Origin of the sequence: Shewanella algicola (assembly GCF_014648035.1) — a bacterium.
Lineage (GTDB): Bacteria > Pseudomonadota > Gammaproteobacteria > Enterobacterales > Shewanellaceae > Shewanella > Shewanella algicola.
This window is the reverse complement of the sequence record NZ_BMQI01000037.1, coordinates 1-19,611: the sequence shown is the minus strand read 5'-3', so window position 1 is coordinate 19,611 and position 19,611 is coordinate 1. Positions and strand designations below refer to the sequence as shown.

Sequence of the window (19,611 nt, the reverse complement as noted above, 5' to 3'; positions counted from 1 at the left end):
TCCCCTACTGATATATTGGCCTAATTGTAACCGAGGTGAGCGTTTTTCCAAAACCAAAGTGTGCTTTTCGTTAACTGTCTTCAGTGATTCTGCTATGATCCGCCTTCGTTTAGTTTAGTAAGGTCGTGTTATTAATGAAACTCAATCCAGGGCAAAATGAAGCCGTACATTATGTCTCGGGTCCGTGCCTCGTACTTGCGGGTGCTGGCAGCGGTAAAACACGTGTAATCATTAATAAAATTGCTTACCTTGTCGAAAAATGTGGTTATAAAGCACGTAACATTGCTGCGGTAACGTTTACCAACAAAGCCGCCCGTGAGATGAAAGAGCGTGTGGCACAGTCTATGGGGCGCAAAGAAGCGCGAGGATTGTGGATTTCAACTTTTCACACATTAGGGCTAGAGATCATCAAACGCGAGCATAAAGTGCTTGGCCTTAAAGCGGGCTTTTCATTATTTGATGACCAAGACACCTTTGCGTTATTAAAAGAGCTGACTCAAGATGAGTTAGACGAAGACAAAGATCTCATTAAAGCCCTAGCCTCGGCCATCTCAAATTGGAAAGGCGGCCTGGTGATTCCGCAACAAGCGCGCAGTTTAGCAAAAGATGAGCAAGGGCAATTGTTTGCCATGCTATATCAGCGTTATGCGCAGCACATGAAAGCCTATAACGCACTTGATTTTGACGACCTTATTTTAATACCGACCTTATTGCTGCGCATGAACGAAGAAGTGCGCACCCGTTGGCAAACTCGCATTCAATATTTGCTGGTGGACGAATATCAAGACACCAACACCAGCCAATACGAATTAGTAAAATTATTAGTGGGTGAGCGTGCACGGTTTACTGTAGTGGGCGATGACGATCAGTCAATTTATTCGTGGCGTGGTGCCAAACCGCAAAATTTAGTGTTATTGGGCACTGACTTTCCTAAATTGAAACTGATTAAACTGGAACAGAATTACCGTTCTAGTCAACGTATTTTGCGCGCGGCAAACATCTTGATTGCCAACAACCCGCATGTATACGACAAGGCGCTGTTTAGTGAACTGGCTTATGGTGAACCTCTGAGGGTACTCATTGCCGCTAACGAGGAGCAAGAGGCTGAACGTGTTGTCGCTGAAATTATCCGCCATAAATTTGTTGGCCGTACTCAGTTTGGTGATTATGCGCTTTTGTATCGAGGTAATCATCAGTCGCGCTTATTAGAACGCGCGCTTATGACCAACCGTATACCTTATAAATTAAGTGGTGGAACATCATTTTTTGCACGCGCAGAAATCAAAGATATTATGGCTTATCTGCGCTTGGTGGTGAATCCAGACGACGATAATGCTTTTTTGCGCGTGGTTAATTTACCTAAACGCGGTATTGGTCCCGCCACACTGGAGCGATTAGGTAACTTTGCCAACCAAAAACATATCTCATTGTTTGAAGCGATTTTTGATGTGGAGCTTAATCATCATTTAGCGCCTGCAGCGGTAAGCTCTCTTTATCAATTTGGTAAGTTTATTGTTGATACTGGTGAGGTCGCTACTCGAGGTGAACCCGTTGAAGCCATTAAGCAGCTTATTCGTAAGATTAATTATGAAGATTATTTATACGAAACCAGCACCAGTGCAAAAGCGGCAGAAATGCGCATGAAGAATATCTCTGAGCTGTATCGCTGGGTCACCGAAATGCTTGAAGGCGATGAGCTTGATGAAGCCATGACATTACCCGAAGTTGTGACCCGATTAACCCTGCGCGACATGATGGAACGTAATAGCGAAGATGAAGGCGGCGACCAGGTGCAGTTAATGACCTTGCACGCATCTAAAGGGCTTGAGTATCCGTTTGTGTTTATGGTGGGAGTAGAAGAACGTATTTTGCCACATCAATCGAGCATTGATGAAGATAATGTCGATGAAGAAAGGCGTTTAGCTTATGTAGGGATTACCCGAGCGCAACGTGAATTGTGGTTTGTGATTTGCCGTGAGCGGCGTCAATTTGGTGAAACTATACGCTGCGAACCAAGCCGTTTTTTACTTGAATTACCACAAGATGATTTGATTTGGGAAAACCGTAAGCCGGTACAAACTGAACAGCAACGTGTTGAAACCGGTAAGAGTCATATTGCCAATTTACGTGACATGTTTAAAAAGTAGGTTTGTCTGATATATTGATTTAGTTATGATTTAGGCGCAGGACTTAGTTGGCTTTTTTTTTCCGTTAAATAACTTGCTGATAGCACGACCTTGACCACGAATATAACCAAGCTCTAAAAATTGCCGTACTTGTTGCTGTGTATCAACCGTGGTGGCATACATGTCAAAGTGAAGGGTTTCTGCAGTAAGTTGATAGGCTTTAACCAGTTGTAGTTGCTTATCATTGAGCAAGTGTTTACTGATGTCGTTATCTAGCTTTAATGCTGATATGGGTAAAAAGCTTAAGCAACTTAATGAACTGTAACCTGTACCGTAGCCATCAATACCAATTTGAACCCCTAATTGACTAATAATGTCGAAACCATTGATGTGGTTTTCAGTGTCTTGCACTAGGGCTTTCTCGTTGAAGAACAGCATTAGCTTATTCGGTTGAATATTGCTGGCTTTGATTGAGTTTTTTAAGTTACGCAATACAAATTTATTTTTGATGTGTTGACTGCTAATCGACAAATGCAAAATAACATTTTGGTGATATTGCTGTTTAAGTCGTTGATACTGCTTGCTTATGTGGGCAAATATATATCCGTCTAAATTAAGTGTCAGTTGATATTGCATCGCAAGATGCTTGAGCTTAGGGTGCTCGATAAGCCCGTGTTCAGCATGATGCCACTCGATTTGGGGCTCAATTGCGATAATTTCACCGCTGGTAAAATCAACCACTTCAACGTAGTGAATATCAAATTCTTGTTTATCTAGTGCCTGCTTAAAGTCAGCTTCTAATTCATGCTGTTGTTTCGATTGGGTGCTGAGTTTGTCGTCAAATACCACATAACAACCTTTACCATTGGCTTTAGCCTGGTACATGGCGGCATCAGCATCGCGCAACAAAGACTCGCTAGTGACTAACTTAGCACGGCCACTAAACGCGACACCGATACTGGCGCCAGCTATAAACTCTTGTTTACCCAGCTCATAAGGCATAGATAACGCTTGTAAGATGCGTTCGCAAACTTCAATAGCGTCATCTGTTGCGCTAATAGAGTCGAGTAATATCACAAACTCATCACCGCCCATTCTTGCTAGGGTGTCGTTGTCACGTACGCACGATTTAATTCGTTGTGCAGTTTCTATTAAGAAGCGATCGCCTTCTAAATGCCCAAAAGAGTCGTTAATAATCTTAAAACGATCTAAATCGATAAATAATAGAGCAAACTGGTCTAAACCATGACGGCGTAAATGTTTAAGAGCTTGTGATAGACGTTCCATTAAATAGCTGCGATTGGGTAAACCCGTGAGTCCATCGTGCTGTGCATCATGTACCAGCTGGTCTTCAATTTTACGGCGCTGGTTAATTTCTTGCTGTAAGTTGTTATTGAGCTCGGCTAATGCTCGAGTTCGTTCGATGACTTTTTCTTCCAATAGCTCGTGACTGCTTTTTAATGATTCAACAGCTTGTTTGCGTTCGATGGCATTGGCAATATGTTGTGAAACAAAAGTCAGGAGCTCTAAATCTTTTGATTGATATATGTGTTCATCATCAAGGCTGTAAATGGTTAATGCACCTGCCACATCGCCATTAATGATTAACGGTATGCCAATCCATTGATGCATACGTTCAGTTTTATTTAATTCTGGCGACTTAGAGTAGATTTCACCATTGGCCACCATTTGGGCAATGTCTTTTGCAGATAATAACCGAGGCAACTTATGCTGTAATATGTATTCGGTTAAGCCATCTTGCATTGGGCGCGACGAGGGATATTGGGCCGTCATTTGCGATACATAAAATGGAAATGACAACATATTGTGATCGTCTATCAATGAGATAAAACAATTATGCGCCGGGATTAACTGACTGAGAATAGTGTGAATACGCAGATAAAAGTCTTGCTGTAATACATTGGATGCTGATAAATCGGCAATTTCGAATAAGGTTTTTTGTAGTTTTTCTGCTTTAACTCGCTCTTGAACTTCAATAGTGACTTTGTCATAAGCCTGACTAAGCTCTTTGGTTCGCTCAGTAATGGCTTGTTCTAATTGCTCATGATGTTCTAGTCGTTCCATCACGCCAGAGATATGGTGGCAAATAAAGCCCATTAGCTCGAGCTCTAGCTCACCGTATGTATTGGCCTCGTTATAACTTTGAACCACTAATACGCCACTGACCATATCTTGATTCTTAATCGGCACACCGAGCCATTGATGACTAGGTGACCCTAAACTTTTAATATCGCCGCTGGCGATGAGTTCGTTAAACTTTTGCTCATCGCAAAGTAATGGCTCGCCATTTCGCAATACGTATCCGGTTAGGCCACTATTGAGTAATGACGAAATCTCCTGGTCGGGATACAAATCTGTGGGGTGGGAGTCTTGCAAATCAGCAAAAAAAGGCAGGCTGGTTAAGCCGGTCTTAAGATCTTTTGCGGCTATAAAGAAGTTTTCAGCAGGGATCAGTTGTTGAAGATGTAAGTGCACCCGCTGATAAAAGTCTTCAAGCGATTTTACCTGGGTGGCAATATTAGAAATACCCAGCAGGGCATTTTGAATAATTTCGGAACGTTTATATTTTTTAGCCAAACGCTTTAAGCGAGACACCCTTTTTTGCAAGTGCTCGACTCTTGGAGATGTTGTTGAGTGGCTATTTTTCTTATTCATATCCCCGGCAGAGACTATCCTATTAATTATGCGATAAATATTTTTTGAACAATCATTATAATTACCATAAATATAAATGTGATCCAAGCGAAATAAATGTAAGTATAAAGTTAATAATTGACTGGATTGCGCATTTTACTTTCTAAAATGAGTCAAAACTTAATCAGTCAGTTAAAAAAAGCAAATCAGGGCTAGACGTGAGGGTGTTTTATCCCTACTATATGCGTCGCTAACCAAGGCGAGCGCCCATAGCTCAGCTGGATAGAGCGTACCCCTCCGGAGGGTAAGGCCGAAGGTTCGAATCCTTCTGGGCGCACCATTCGGTAAGTAGTGGTTCTGTTGTATTGGTTAGTAGAATTGAAAGTCAATGGTGATTGTAGCTCAGTTGGTAGAGTCCCGGATTGTGATTCCGGTTGTCGTGGGTTCGAGCCCCATCAGTCACCCCATTCAATTCAATGTTTTATTTTCGGTGATTAGCGCAGCCCGGTAGCGCATCTCGTTTGGGACGAGAGGGTCAGAGGTTCGAATCCTCTATCACCGACCACATTTTGAAATGAGTTAAGTGTTTTGACTGGTTTCTAGTAAAAGTTTGAAATAAATTTCGGTGATTAGCGCAGCCCGGTAGCGCATCTCGTTTGGGACGAGAGGGTCAGAGGTTCGAATCCTCTATCACCGACCAATTTAACAAAAAAGCCACTCATTTGAGTGGCTTTTTTGTTTTCATTTTTTGGGTTAAATGTCACTAGTAGTGAAATAAGTTACGCTTCCCTTATACCTATCCCTGATTAGTCTGCTAGGTTTCTAAGTCCTCAAGCCGTAAGAGTATTGTGACCCAATAAAAAACCACTCCGTAGAGTGGTTTGCATCTTGGGTATGTCGCTAAGTCGTTATAACTTTACATTGACTGGCGGTGAGATAAATCCTTGGTAGGCATCAACTCTGAGTTCAGTAAAGCGGCTTAGTTGTTGTTTCTCTTGAATACCCGTCACAATCACCTGGATGTCTAAGCCTTTAGCTACGTTCACTAAGGCTCGGCACAACTCACTGTTATGTTGATTGTCTTCAATATAAGCAAAAGATTGGTCTAGTTTGACGTAGTGTGGTCTTAAGCTTTGTAAGTAAGCCATAGAGCCAAATTGACGTCCAAAATGATCTATACCAAAATGTGCACCACAATCGCGGATTACTTTACACAAGCTCTCACAGGCTTCTAAATCACTGTATACACTGGCTTCTGGTATTTCGAAACAAATACGGTCTGGGTATTTGTTTGCACGTAAAAATTGTTTAAGCCAAACATGGAACTCAGTATCACTGATACTTTGATTGGTTAAGTTTATTGCGACTCGTTCATAGTTGCGCTCGAGTAATTTGTGCTGGTTAACCGTTTCGATGAGGCACCTGTCGAGTAGGGTTCCCAGTGATAACAGTTCCACGTAAGGCATAAATTGCCCCGCATGAAGGGTGGTATCTTCAATATTTAACTGGCAGTAAAGCTCACGTTGGCAGACTTCATTTTTAGCACTTAGTTGAATAGGCTGCCAACGAAATTCGAATTTCTTATTTTGAATAGCACTACCTAAATTATTGCGCCACTCTTCTCGAGTGAAAAGTTGTTTCTGAGTATTTTCAAACCAGTGAAATACTTTAGCTTCTTTAATTGACTGCTGTAGCGCATTATCCGCCTGAGCCATCATGTCAGACACTGTCATTTGACCTAAGCGTTCAGCAACCCCAATATTAAATTGCTCGTTAGGTTTGCTTCCTGCTTTTGATATTTCTTTATTGATGGTGCGGATGAGGCTTTGTAAGTATTTAGTTAATTGATCGTGTTCGCAGTCTTCGACTAAAAATGCAAATTCGTATGCTGCAATACGCGCGATAACCGAATGGGCTATTTCATCTTGATGTTGTTGTAGTTTTTCCGACAGAATGCGAATGGTTTCGTCACGCACCTGGAAGCCATACTTGCTGTGCACGTCTTCTAACCAATCCATTTTGACTAGATATAATGCCCCTGTGCTGGGCTCGCTTAACCACCCATTAATTCGGCTGACGATATATTGTCTGTTGGGTAGACCTGAAACTTGGTCGACTAGATTTTTTTTGCGTAAGGCTGATACTTCTTCGTCGAGCGAGCTAAATACTTGCTTTAATTGGGCGGACATACTGTTGAATGCGTCGACCAACTCTTTTAGCTCTTTGGTTTTAGGGGCTGGCATATCTGGGCCAAATTGACGCTCGGCGATTTGTTTTGCGTGCACTGAAAGGGTATTGAGTGGCTTTAATATCCAGCTTAAGCCGACTCGGGCGAACGCGATAGCGATTAAAAATAAGATAGAAAATAAAATAATAATATCGCTGATAATGCGCCACAATTCTTGATAACCAAAGCCTGGGTGGGCGGTGATCTCTAAGGTGGCTAGTTGTAACCAGCCGGAGGTAATCGTGGTTTGTTTATTGATACTTGTAAATAGATTAAGATCAATAAACCATTGCGGTACTTTATTGACTCTAATTGCGTTATTCCAAACTTGTTGTTTACCGTCTACCAGCCAAGTCAATTTAATTTGTTGATAGTATCCACCTTCAAAAATGACATTGACTAGGGTTTCTGCGCCAGCTGTGTCACCCGCTTCAAGTACCGGTGTTAACATTAATCCTAATGAGTTACTGGCATTATTAAGATCAGATTCCATTTGTTTGGTCAGAAAACCTTGGGTTTCTGAAAATTGTACGTAGGCCACGCTTGCTATGGTTAATAAGAAAAGCGCAAAAAGTAACGCATAGATCTGCCTGAACAGGGTCATGTTGTCACTACTCCATGTTGAGTTTGGGTAAGCGTAAACGATCTACACCTAATCTAAGTTTAAGGTCTGTCCATTTCTCAAGGCGTGAAGATGAACCTGCTAAGACACCCCGACCTTTTTCTTTGTTTAACCATAATTGTTTACCATTAAAACTGTATACCGGCAGAAGGTCTCTTCTTTGTGTTGCTGGTTTTATGGTTTTGTCTAAATTATCGAGCACCAAAGGTATTGAGTTTGGTTGTTCGTAATATGCTAATACCATGTGGTATTGATTGAGCGTGGTGGCTTTTACCATGGTGATCCGCAGTTTGTCTTCTGCGACACCAAGCTGCAGTAACGTGAAGTATTTTGCGATTGAAAAGTCTTCGCAATCACCGCCGTTCACTCCAATAAATTCCATTGGTGATGCCCAATAATTTGAGTCCCCCCAAAGAATACTGTCATCAACAAATCTAAAAAGATTAAAGAAGTGATTCACTTTCTCTAATTTATCGATATCGTTCAATTGTTGAGAGTCATTGAGTATCTTAAACCAAGCATTTGCACGTAGCGCTGCTCTATCGCCGTAGCGTTTGGTTAATGCTGACACTATATGGTGTTGATTTAGCTCTTGAGTCGGTGCTGCAAATAGCAACGAAACTAAAAGGGCCGATGTCACAATAATACTGTGGCAGACCCTTTTAGAAAATGTCGCGATGGCATGTGCGTCTTTACGACTCAATGACTCATATCCTCGTTAACGATTATTCTTCTAAATCGTCAACAGTATAGATATTCCACTTCATGTCTGACATTGTATTTTCACCTGCTACAGATGCAATTACGCGGCGATTACGTTCTTCAGCTTCTGGTGTGCCACTAGTATCGATAGGTCTATCAAAACTGTAACCTACAGCTGACATTCGGTTAGCATCGATATCAAAACTGCTTTCTAACAGCTTTGTGACCGCTTTAGCACGTTTTTGAGAGAGTGCTAAGTTGAGCTCATAACTGCCTCTAACACTGCAGTGACCTTCAATAACCACGTTAGTGTTTGGGTGTTTTTTCATCAGATTGGCAATTTTTTCTACTTCTTCATAATACTGAGGTTCGATAACATCAGAATTATTAGCAAATAAAATATTGAGTTCTTCACTGTGGTTAATATCAATCACTTTGCCACAACCATAGTTGTCTATGCTTGCGCCTAGGATGGTACCTGCACAGCGTTCACGTGCGGTGATAACACCATCGCTATCCATGTCGGTAAGGTCAAAGTTTTGTTTTGTTGGCTTGTCGAGCTCAACGATGTCATTCATTGAGCATGCTGTTGTGGTGAACATCGCCACTAGGATCACTAAATATTTCATTATTTAACGCCTCCATCATAGGCATACTCGCCGCGCCATTCTTCTGGGCGGGTGACTCTTAGAGAATCTAATAAGCTACCTGCTGCATTTAATACTCGATAACGGGCGGCAATTTCATCATATTCAGTTTGTAGATAATCTTTACGTGCTTCAAATAACTCGTTTTCAGTATTGAGTAAATCAAGCAATGTACGCTGACCTAGATTAAATTGTTGTATATAAGCAATCTGGGTTTCTTTCGCTGCAATGACGTGCTCACGAATAAATTGCTTTTGTGGCGCAAGCATTTCGTAGGCATTCCAAGCCAGCGACATTCCTTCAACAACTTGGCGGTATGCACGTTGTTGAATTTCTTTCGCTTCGTTGATTCTATAGGCCGTTTCTCTATCGCGAGCGATATCTTTACCGCCTGAGAACAAGTTGTATTTAACCCGAACCATAGCGACTAAGTCGTTACTGTGACCATTGACGTTTTGGCTGCTAAGGGAGCTGTAACCATCTTCGCCATCAACATCATTATTCCAGTTACCATCTAGTTCTAAACTGAGCTGCGGAAAATAATTTGCCTGAGCTGAATTTCGTTCATATTTAGCGGCATTGATGTCGCCTTCAGCAGACCTAAGGATGGGATGATCGTTTTTAGCTTTCATCAAACCTTTGTTTAAGTCTGCAGGTAGCATATCTGCATCTGGTACCGGTAATACTAGATTTTCTGGTTCAGATTCAACAATACGCACAAAGGCTGCCTTGGCATCTTGTAAATTATTTTTGGCTGAGATGACATTTGCATGTGCACGGGCTAATCGACCAGAGATTTGTGATAAGTCAGCCACTGAGCCTAAACCAGAATCTGTACGTTGTTTGATTTGATCGTAAATGGCTTGATGACTTTCTAGATTTTTTTCTGACAGCGTTAGCACTTGCTGAGTGCGTATGTAGTCTAGGTATACCTCCGTAACCGTTAATGCCATGTCTTCAGCTGCGGCAAATAATGCCCATTGATCAGCACTGGCTTCATATGAATAACGGTCAACCTCGCTGCTAGTATAAAAGCCATCAAATAACATTTGCTTAATGCTAAAGCCTGCTTCGCCACGGTTTAAGTCAATGACTCCATCGTCATCAACATCGCCTTGACCAGCTTTGCGGCGTGTTGAAGGGCTGTCGGTTTGCTCCCAACCGTAGCCTGCTGATAAATCAACCGTAGGCAAGTAGCCTGCAGATGCTTGGTTTACCTGTTCTTCGCGTGCTTTAAATTGGTTAAAAGCAATGCGTAAATCTGGATTTGTGTCTAGTGTATGCGCAACAGCTTGCTCAAGCGATTGGCTTGATGCTGTTGGTGCAATCAGCATAGACAAAGCAAGTGCAGCTGCACTGACTTTAGTTCGCTGATGTTTAAAAGTGCTCATTTAAAACCCTCCTGGTTCTTCTTAGCGCTCTCTAAGAGCTGTGTCTTTTGCTCTTAAAATTGGATTTAAAATGTACTCAAGTATTGATTTTTTCCCTGTGATAACGTCCACCGAAGTGAGCATTCCTGGGATTATTGGCATCTCTGTGCCATCGTCTTTTAATAAACTCGATTGCTCAGTTCTTACTTTAATTATGTAAAAACTGTTGCCTTCTTCATCTTGTGAAGTATCGGCACTAATATGTTCAACGGTACCTTTAAGGCCGCCATAGCGAGTAAAGTCATATGCTGTGACTTTAACTATAGCAGGAAGTCCTGGATGTAAAAATGCAATATCTTTAGGGGTAATTTTAGTTTCTATCAATAGTTTATCTTCTGACGGCACAATCTCAATGATTTGCTCGCCTGGCTGGACAACTCCACCTAAAGTATTAAAGTAAATTTTCTTAATCGTGCCAATGACAGGTGACGTAATCACCGCTCGACTGACTTTGTCAAAAGCGCCAATTTGTGCCTGATTCATACGAGATAATTTAGTTTGTAACTCGTTTAATTGTGCACGTAAATCAGTTGTGTACACAAATACAGCATCACGACGCTTTAAGATGGCTTCATCCATTGAGGCTTTTACTTTTGGGCGTAACAACCGCAGAGATTGCAGTTCACCTTGGATATCGTTTACTGTTCGTTCAAGTTTTAAAAGCTCGACTTCTGGCACAATACCTTTACGAGCTAGTGGCTTGGTTAATTCGAGTTCGCGAGTCACTAACTGGTAACTGGTTGTGAGTGTATTAATCTTTGAGGCTAGTTCTTCAATTTCTTGTTGTCGTTGCTGAATTTGACGAACTAAAATTTCTAGCTGGTTGCTGAGGTTATCTAAACGCAGCGAGTACTCTTCTTGTTGTCGTTTTACTAACTCAGGTTCCGCTGCAATTGTTGCGCCCGGAAAGGTTAGAGCTTGCTTAGTGATTTTAACTTGCTCGCGCCAGTCCGTTGACATGTCTGAAATGACGATGCTGTCGAGCTCTGCACGCATACGGATAATGTTAGTTTGTAAGCCGTAGACTTCTTGCTCTTGTTGGCCAAAGTCAGATCTAAAACGTGTGTCATCGATACGCGCTAGTGGTTGCCCTTTGGTGACCATTAGGCCTTCTTGAACAAATATCTCTTGTAAGATCCCGCCGTCCAAGCTTTGAATCACTTGTAATTGTGATGATGGAATGACTTTGCCTTCACCTGTGGTGACCTGATCTAATTCAGAAAAGTAAGCCCAAATGACAAAGCACAACATCATGGCAGCGAGTGACCATATAATGAGTCGATGTCCTGTTGGGGCATCGGTCATCATAGCACCGTAAACATCATCGACCATTTCCAAATCTTCAGCTGTCAGATGTTTACTCATGAGTTCTGACCTCCAGTAATTGCACCAGAGTTGAGCTTGGCAAGCACTTCATCTTTAGGACCATCGGCCATGATATGACCTTTATCTAATACAATAATACGATCAACTAAATTGAGTAGATGCATTTTGTGCGTAATGAGTAGTAATGTTCTGTCACGGCTAACGAGTTGCATCGATCTAATAAACTGCTTCTCGGCGCGCGCATCTAAACTGGCCGTGGGTTCATCCATTAGCAATATCGGTGGGTCGTTAAGTGTTGCTCTGGCTAAAGCAACAGTTTGGCGTTGGCCACGGCTTAAGGATAATCCTCCCTCTCCAACTTGCTGATCCAGTCCTTCAGATTCTAAGTTAGTGAACATATTCACTCCAGATAACTGAATCGCTCTCATTAATTGGTGTTCAGTGACTTGACGTGAACCAAATAAAATATTGTCGCGGATCGTACCGTGAAATAGGGTGACATCTTGAGGTAGGTAGCCAAAATTCCGTCTCAGATCGCTTGGATGAATTTGTCCTGAATCCAAACCGTCGTATCGCAGGCTACCCTGGGTAGGCTTGTACAATCCAAGTAGTAATTTTGCTAAGGTACTTTTGCCAGAACCATTACGCCCGATAATTGCAATGCGTTCACCGGGTTTAATACGCAGTGATAATGGGTGCAAGCTCGGCTTTTCTGTACCAGGGAAACTGAAACTGATGTTGTCAGCTTCGATTTTTCCCATAATGCGCTCTTTACTGACCACATGGCCTTTGTCCTCGAACTCATCCTCTTCTTCCATGATGGTATCAAGTTGACGTAATGAGCTAATGGTATGATTACCACGAGAGATAAGCCCTGCCAGCTGTGCCATTGGTGCTATTGCTCTGCTCGATAACATTACTGCAGCAATAATTCCGCCCATTGATATTTCATTATCAGCCAGACGATAAACGCCGAGAATAACCACAAGTACCACTGTAACTTGCACCATAAAATTGGCAACGTGGGCAACATGATTAGAGAGTTTTTTACTCTTTAGCTGCCAGTTCGCTGTATGGCCAATCATTTGTTGCCAACTTTTTTGTACGAGGCCTTCCGCTCCATTGGCTTTTATTGATTCGAGTGCGGTTAAACTTTCAATTAAATGACCGTGTTTTAAGCTCGAATAACGATTACTTTCTTCAATGGCTTGCTTTAATTTAGGTTGCAGATAGAGGGTCACAGCGATAATGACGATACTGCCAAAAACAGGAATAAGTGCTAAATCGCCAGCAACAATATAAATAATGATGACAAATAGCAAAGCAAAAGGTAAATCGACTAATGCGGTTATGGTTGCAGAGGTCAAAAACTCTCTGATACTGTCAAACTCACCTAGCTGTCTAGCCATTCCGCCAACACTTGGGGAACGTTTTGATAGCGGAATTCCTATCGCTTTAGCAAATAATTTAGATGAGACAATAATATCGACTTTTTTACCGGCAATATCGATTAAGTAACTCCGCAGTTGACGCATAATAAAATCAAACAAATAGGCTATGCTTGCACCAATAGCTAATACCCAAAGCGACTCAAACGCTAAATTGGGCACCACTTTGTCATAAACGTTCATAATGAACAGTGGTGAAACTAATGCAAATAAATTAACTAATACCGATGCAATAAGTGCATCACGGTATATGGGGGCAGAATCTTTAATGCTTTGAATTAACCAGTGAGTACTGTTGTCATGCAGATGAACATCGAAACTTTTATCACCACGATAATCTTGTTTTACTAAAAATAGATAGCCAACATATAAAGATTCTAACTCTTCAATTGTAAATGTATCTTTGCCATTGGTTTCGGGTAATTGAATAACCGCTTTATCATTGTCTAAATCAAGTTCTCTTAATACACAGGCCTTTTTATCTTTTAATAATAAAATGCACGGTAAAAGTATGTCTGAAATTTGATTTAAGTCTTTACGTGATAGCTTTGCAGACAAGCCTGCTCTAGCAGCGGCTTGTGGCACTAATTCTGGAGAGATAACTGAACCTGACAGTGGCAAACCTGCCGCCAAAGAATCAATAGAGCAAGGGCTGCCAAAGTGTTCTGTTAGCAGTACTAAGCAGTCGAGTAGCGGATCAACCGTTACACGTTGTGAGGCAGAAATCGTCCACTGCTCGTTTGTGTTAGACGCAGTTATAGGCACCTAATCAGAGTCCTTAATTTATTATTGTTAGAAGTAACGTTGTATGCGCCACATAATACTATGTGGCGCATACAATATGTTGCTATTAAGGAATAATATTTCCACTGTACTGGTCATATAGATCAGGATCTGTGGTTCCTGTTGATGGTGCTGTGGTTTCTGTTGATGAATCAACAATAAGTGCACCGTCATCTAACAACCCATTGATAATAACACCATTATCAGTGCTGCCATATACATCAGTTAAATCTACACCATCTAATATGATATGTTGCTCAAATACTCCATCATGATCTGCATCAATATTAATAGTAGTGGTACCGTCAGTTTCACTGAAATTAAGCATACTGTCTAAGTTAGTCGAGTTTTCATTAACCAATAGGTCACTTAAATCAAGACTGTCTTTACTGACGTCAAAATCAATCATGGTATCAGTGCCGTTTTCATTGGCATTCCATACAAAGGTATTGTTACCTTCACCACCACTTAATATATCATCTCCCAAACCGCCGCTGAGTAAGTCGTCGCCTAATCCACCGATTAGCAGGTCGTTACCATCGCCACCAATTAGCACATCATCACCAGCACCACCATCAAGAATAGCATCGGCAAAGTAAATACCGCCAGTTGAACCACCCGCTCCATCTGAGATATAAGTTCCTGTCTGAGTACTACCATCACTTAAGGTAATAGTGAAAGTTGCACCTGCTGAAGCTAAATCACTACCAGTATCAGCCCCTAGGCTATCTGTATCAATTGAGAACCAGAATTGGTCGCCATTTGTAAAGTCACCTTCGGTAAATGTCGCTGTAAATGTGCCACTGTCTGCCGTCATATTGGCAAAAATGTCATCGTTACTATCTTCTATACCTTGTGAATTAGAGCCTTTTACAAGATTGGAATCACTGATATCGAAGATAGCGTTTGAATCACTTCCAGCATTAAGGTTAATTTGTATCTGAGTGATCGATAAGCCAGCAGTTAATAGTGCAGCTTCAAAACCGAATTGATTTTGGCTATTGTAAGTATTTCCTGAAGCGACTGTGGCATTTATGCTTAACATTACTGCACTAGTAGCGGTTGAGTTAGCAATAATAATGTCGTTTTCGTGGGTTCCGGTTAATTTTGTTGAGTCTTGATAATCAATCGTGACATTAGCGCTGTCTTCAGTGCCATTACCGGTCAAAGTATAATTGAAACTATCGCCATCATTTGCAGCGGTAACCGTAACATTGCCATTATTTAGCGATGCATTATTGCCGCTGACATCACTGACATTAGTGATTTCAGCATCACTAGTCGTTGCATCACCATGAGTAAGGTATTCAGTCGAAATAGTGAGGTTATTTCCTGCTGTTTGATTGGTAATCACATTATTGACGTTGGCATCTAATGACGCGTGATAATCAACATTAATCACCAGCTCAAATGTACCTGTATCACCATCATTATCAATAATGGTTACTTCAAATGTCTCTTGCTCATTGAGCACATTTTCACTTGAATCGATAAAGTAATTATATTCACCAGAGACAAAGTCAACGGTAAATGTTGCACCTAACGCAGTGGTGATAATTTGTATAGGATTATTTGCATCATAGCTGTAAGTAACACCATCTATCACGAGTTGATCTACACTTCCGCCATCGGCACCAACTAGTACACCCGTTGAACTGGTTCCTAGAATACCTAGCCCACCACTAACAGCATTAGACTCAAAATAATCGAGAATAGTGTTGGTTAAATCATCGGCATCATTCACCTTAATCGCATATTCTTCATTACCATTCACTTCAGGATATGAGATAGGTAATATCTGATCTAAGCTAGCATTACCAATACCAATACCAAATGCAATGTCATAGTAAGTATCTAGGTAGTCTTGCCACTGAGTTTGAAGCGTTGCATCAACATCATGGCCATTTGTTGGAACACCATCAGAAATAAAATACACAAAGCTTTGATCTGCGTCGGGTAGGTTTATATCCGCCATGACAGTCTCTAAGGCTATGTCATAGTACGTGCCTCCATTTGCTTGGAGTGCATTAAGATAATTTATCGCTGCGTCAATGTCGTCAATTAACCAAGTAGAATTTGTAACACTGCTAGAGTAGGTAACAATTTGAACGTTAACATTACCGGCATCATCCACTTCATTAATTAATGCGGTTAGAGATTCAATAGCGGTTTCGAGGTAAGTTTTTCCATTACCTGCGCTGTTATCCATACTACCTGATACATCTAAAATCAGTGTTAGGTTAGTCGTGATTGGATCTGCACTAGTTTGTAGGTTTTGTTCAATATTTTGAACGACTGGTACATCATCATGAATGGATATCGTTAATGTCGCATCGCTATTATATCCAGAGTCATTCTCAATGGTGTAGCTATATTCTTCTAACACATCAGCGCTAGTGGTATTAGAATTTGTGAGTTCATATTGATAATCGCCCGCTCTGAAGTCAGCTGTATCCTCGGTATATACGGTTAGAATACCGTTAGCGGTTGTAATGGTAATAATACCATTAACAGGTGATTGACCATCTAAGCTGCTTATGACTGTAGTACTGCTAATGCCAGAGTCATTGTCTAATAGATTGCCCGTAGCAATATTAGAGCTTGTACCCTCTAGGGTACCGCCTGCTAAGCCGGACTCTGATACTTCTGCAGTATTATCTGCAGCAATAGGTGTTGAGTCTTGAGACATACTTAGAACAGCCGTAGATTGATCACCGTCAGAATCTTCAAGTAGATAAGTGAATTCTTCAGTTATTGGTGTTCCGTTTCCTATAGATGTTGCTGTTAACGAATTAAGAGAATAACTAGTACTAGGACCAGCAGATAACACGATATATTGAAAAGGACTGCTAGAATCAATAACTAATGAATTACTGTTTGATGTTCCAGTAGATACAACATTTCCACTAGCATCATAAGTAGTCCAACTAACCTGTTCTTGATTGCCTACATCACCTACGTCGCTTAGATTCAAAGTCACATTATTAATTGTAGCTGATGATCCTAAATCAATTACAAGCGCTTCTCCGTTATCGATTCGAGCATTATCAACTCCAATACGGCTATTACCATTGTTAGAGCCAACATTGTTGCCTGGTGTACCTAAGTTGTTTGGGTCGAAAGTTGTGGATGCGCTGACTCCATATAAATCTATGTCAGTATTATTCTTTAAGTCATCATATGTGTAACTATTGACGGTGGTATCAGTTTGTGTTGATAGATAGCTATAGCTACCATCTTGATTAATAACTAATTGTCCCTTACCCGTGTCTATAGTGAGGTTACCATCACTGTCAAAGCTGTCATAAACAACATTGTCATAAGTAACACTAATCAGCGTTGTAGAGTCGGCCCCTAGTGTATCGACTCCAGAACCATCGGTACCCTCTGCCGTTATCACATTGCCATATGCTAAACCACCAAAGCCAATGCTATCATTGTCATCAACAGCAACTGGGGCGGTATCATTGACATCAATTGACACTAGCGTCCACTCAGAGTTTCCTGTTCCATCAGTTGCTTGATAATAGAAACTATCAACTAGTGTATCGCTACTACTGTGATCAAGGTTTGCAGGAGCTTGGTAACTGTACGTTCCGTCTGCGTTGATAGTTATAGTGCCGCCCAGAGTTGTTGTGAAACTTTCACCTGCTTGAGTAGCATCAATACTATTGTTATTTGAATTCCCTGGTGCGAATTTGAATACGGATAAGCTATTGCCTTCAGCATCACTATCGTTATTAACTAAGTCATTGGTAGTGAATACGAGCGTCTCGCCTTCAACTGTGATTAACGCATCAGGAGCTGCTTCTGGAGTAGAGTTTGTACCTACAATGGTAATAGTGACCGTATGGGTCGCAGTGCCATCGGCTGAAGTTACCGTGATATCTCGGGTAAGGGTTTCCCCTTCAGCAAGCGACTGCACATCAATGTGGTTATTATTTAAAGTGTAAGTCCAGTTACCATCGGCATCAATGCTGAAGCTACCGTAGTTGGCATCAGCGACATCTGTTTGTGTCTGGAACACTGCCTGACCGGCATCAACGTCCGTCACGGTTAAGCTGCCCGTGACCATCTCAACGGTGGTGTTGTCGGTATCGGTAGCGCCATTTTCAGTGACTGTACCAGCATCGGTATCGCCACTACCGACAGTGATAATAGCAGTATCGTTAGCGCCTACAATATTAATGGTTACTGTTGCAGTATCTGTTGCACCATATTCATCTGTTACTGTATAGGTAAAGCTATCTGTTGATAGCTGGCCTGCAGTTAAAGTTTCAAAAGCATTATTGGTGTCATAAGAATAAGTACCATCACTATATATAGTTAATAGCGCACCACTTGGTAGTGTAACTACTTGTCCATCCGTAACGCTAGCTCCATTCACTCCTGTTAGAGAGTAGGTATGACCTTGTGAATCATTGTCGTTGTTCAGTAAACCAGAACTGGTGTCTGTTATTGATAAAGTACTATCTTCAGACACAACATAGCTCCCCACAATTGCAGGTCCAGATGCTGCCACACTTGTTAGGAAGTAATCAGAGGAGTCAACTAATGCCGGTCCACCATTTGCTTCACTAACTGTTTCTGTTGCTTGAAAAACCAACTGATCAAATACAATGTCACCAGTATTTATAGTGAAAGTTCCCTCATCTCCAGAACTTGTAGTAAATATTTCACTGGCGACTAAATGACCATTGTAATAAGCCATCCATACACCTTGCTCACCATTGTTTTCATTGGTAAACAAGTGAGAAACACTAAATGTTGCTTGATTCACTAAGCCATTAAAGTCGATAACAACGGACTCCGATGTGCCAGTAGCTGAATCATACTCAATCTGCCCAGCAATTTGACCTGATGTGCGTGGAGAACCTGCTACACCAAGGTTGTTACTTGAGTCATAGCTGATTACTCCAATAGATCCATCACCGTTACGAGCGGAAATGGTCATTAGAGCTTCACCGTTTGACTGTGGAATGGCCCAATTACTGCTAGAACCTGTAGTTACAGTATATGACGAACCAGGGATATCATCATTAGCATCAACATTATTTATCGTTGCTGTATCTGTAGCGGTAGTTGATTCGTTACCTGCTGCATCAGTTTGTGTTATTTCAACTGTGATTTGATCACCTGCTCCTGGAACATCTTCAGTCCATGTGATCTCACCATTGTTATAATCAAAAGCAATGCTAGGCGTTGAGCCGTCAAGATTAACCAATTGATCATTTTCGAGTTTTAAATCAAATGAAACTTCATTTCCATCTACAGTGATTGATATTGAAACAAAACCACCTGCAACTAAATCTGTATTTTCAACATCTGCTTTAATTTGTATTCCGCTACCGTTGGCTGCAATTTCACCATTGTTTAACCAACCATCACCAGGTGTACCGTCATCAACAATAATAATTGATAGTGCAGAAGGTGCTATTCGGTCAACAGGCTGGTTGTCGGTGGCCGTTGCAGATGGGTTACCGGCGATATCAATCACTTGGGCGGTGACATCAACATCGGTTGCGCCTGCGGTCACAGGGACTTCGACATCCAAGCCGTTGGTGAGCATGTCCGAGGTCACTGGGCCGTTAAACAATTCATTACCGTTGCCGTCAGTGACAATCAAGGTGTCGCCGACTTGCGTG

At 41.5% G+C, this 19,611-nt stretch carries 9 protein-coding genes and 4 tRNA genes; 5 read left to right on the top strand and 8 right to left on the bottom strand.

Translation table 11 applies throughout. The features are described from left to right. Positions 1-134: 134 nt before the first annotated feature. Positions 135-2,147: a DNA helicase Rep gene (gene rep / locus IEY42_RS15205; protein WP_188926039.1), complete on the top strand. Its 2,013-nt coding sequence runs from the start codon at positions 135-137 to the stop codon at positions 2,145-2,147. Positions 2,148-2,177: 30 nt separating this feature from the next. Here the strand turns inward: rep and IEY42_RS15200 are convergent, their stop codons facing one another. Beyond that, entirely contained in the window at positions 2,178-4,802 is a 2,625-nt protein-coding gene (locus tag IEY42_RS15200; protein WP_188926038.1) for a sensor domain-containing diguanylate cyclase, read from the bottom strand. A 242-nt stretch (positions 4,803-5,044) separates the two neighbouring features. Here IEY42_RS15200 and IEY42_RS15195 point away from each other — a divergent pair. From IEY42_RS15195 to IEY42_RS15180, 4 genes are all read left to right on the top strand, one after another. Continuing rightward, positions 5,045-5,121, top strand: a tRNA-Arg gene (locus tag IEY42_RS15195). Positions 5,122-5,172: 51 nt separating this feature from the next. Further along, a tRNA-His gene (locus tag IEY42_RS15190) sits at positions 5,173-5,248 on the top strand. Positions 5,249-5,269: 21 nt separating this feature from the next. Further along, positions 5,270-5,346: transfer RNA gene (locus IEY42_RS15185), tRNA-Pro, on the top strand. A 58-nt stretch (positions 5,347-5,404) separates the two neighbouring features. Continuing rightward, a tRNA-Pro gene (locus IEY42_RS15180) sits at positions 5,405-5,481 on the top strand. A 208-nt stretch (positions 5,482-5,689) separates the two neighbouring features. On the opposite strand, the gene IEY42_RS15175 is transcribed toward IEY42_RS15180, so the two are convergent. The 7 genes from IEY42_RS15175 to IEY42_RS15145 form a co-directional block, all read right to left on the bottom strand. Next, a complete protein-coding gene (locus tag IEY42_RS15175; RefSeq protein WP_188926037.1) occupies positions 5,690-7,612 on the bottom strand; it encodes a bifunctional diguanylate cyclase/phosphodiesterase in 1,923 nt (640 codons plus the stop codon). Positions 7,613-7,619: 7 nt separating this feature from the next. Then, entirely contained in the window at positions 7,620-8,309 is a 690-nt protein-coding gene (locus IEY42_RS15170) for a transglutaminase-like cysteine peptidase (RefSeq protein WP_229780098.1), read from the bottom strand. Between the two features lie 46 nt (positions 8,310-8,355). Continuing rightward, positions 8,356-8,961: an OmpA family protein gene (locus tag IEY42_RS15165; protein WP_188926036.1), complete on the bottom strand. Its 606-nt coding sequence runs from the start codon at positions 8,959-8,961 to the stop codon at positions 8,356-8,358. Then, a complete protein-coding gene (locus tag IEY42_RS15160; RefSeq protein WP_373292864.1) occupies positions 8,961-10,313 on the bottom strand; it encodes a TolC family outer membrane protein in 1,353 nt (450 codons plus the stop codon). The genes IEY42_RS15165 and IEY42_RS15160 overlap by 1 nt, the downstream gene beginning before the upstream one ends. Before the next feature lie 78 nt (positions 10,314-10,391). Beyond that, positions 10,392-11,774 (bottom strand): HlyD family type I secretion periplasmic adaptor subunit, encoded by a 1,383-nt coding sequence (locus IEY42_RS15155; RefSeq protein WP_188926034.1) that lies wholly within the window; start codon positions 11,772-11,774, stop codon positions 10,392-10,394. Further along, entirely contained in the window at positions 11,771-13,948 is a 2,178-nt protein-coding gene (locus IEY42_RS15150; RefSeq protein WP_188926033.1) for a type I secretion system permease/ATPase, read from the bottom strand. Before IEY42_RS15150 ends, IEY42_RS15155 begins: the two co-directional genes overlap by 4 nt. 85 nt (positions 13,949-14,033) lie before the next feature. Continuing rightward, a partial coding sequence (locus tag IEY42_RS15145; protein WP_188926032.1) for a cadherin-like domain-containing protein occupies positions 14,034-19,611 on the bottom strand: 5,578 nt, incomplete at its 5' end.

Bases quoted from the DNA above. Each gene is read 5' to 3' on its own strand.
- IEY42_RS15200 (WP_188926038.1), bottom strand. From the start codon at position 4,802: ATGAATAAGAAAAATAGCCACTCAACAACATCTCCAAGAGTCGAGCAC.
- IEY42_RS15160 (WP_373292864.1), bottom strand. From the start codon at position 10,313: ATGCTGATTGCACCAACAGCATCAAGCCAATCGCTTGAGCAAGCTGTT.
- IEY42_RS15175 (WP_188926037.1), bottom strand. From the start codon at position 7,612: ATGACCCTGTTCAGGCAGATCTATGCGTTACTTTTTGCGCTTTTCTTA.
- IEY42_RS15165 (WP_188926036.1), bottom strand. From the start codon at position 8,961: ATGAAATATTTAGTGATCCTAGTGGCGATGTTCACCACAACAGCATGC.
- rep (WP_188926039.1), top strand. From the start codon at position 135: ATGAAACTCAATCCAGGGCAAAATGAAGCCGTACATTATGTCTCGGGT.
- IEY42_RS15155 (WP_188926034.1), bottom strand. From the start codon at position 11,774: ATGAGTAAACATCTGACAGCTGAAGATTTGGAAATGGTCGATGATGTT.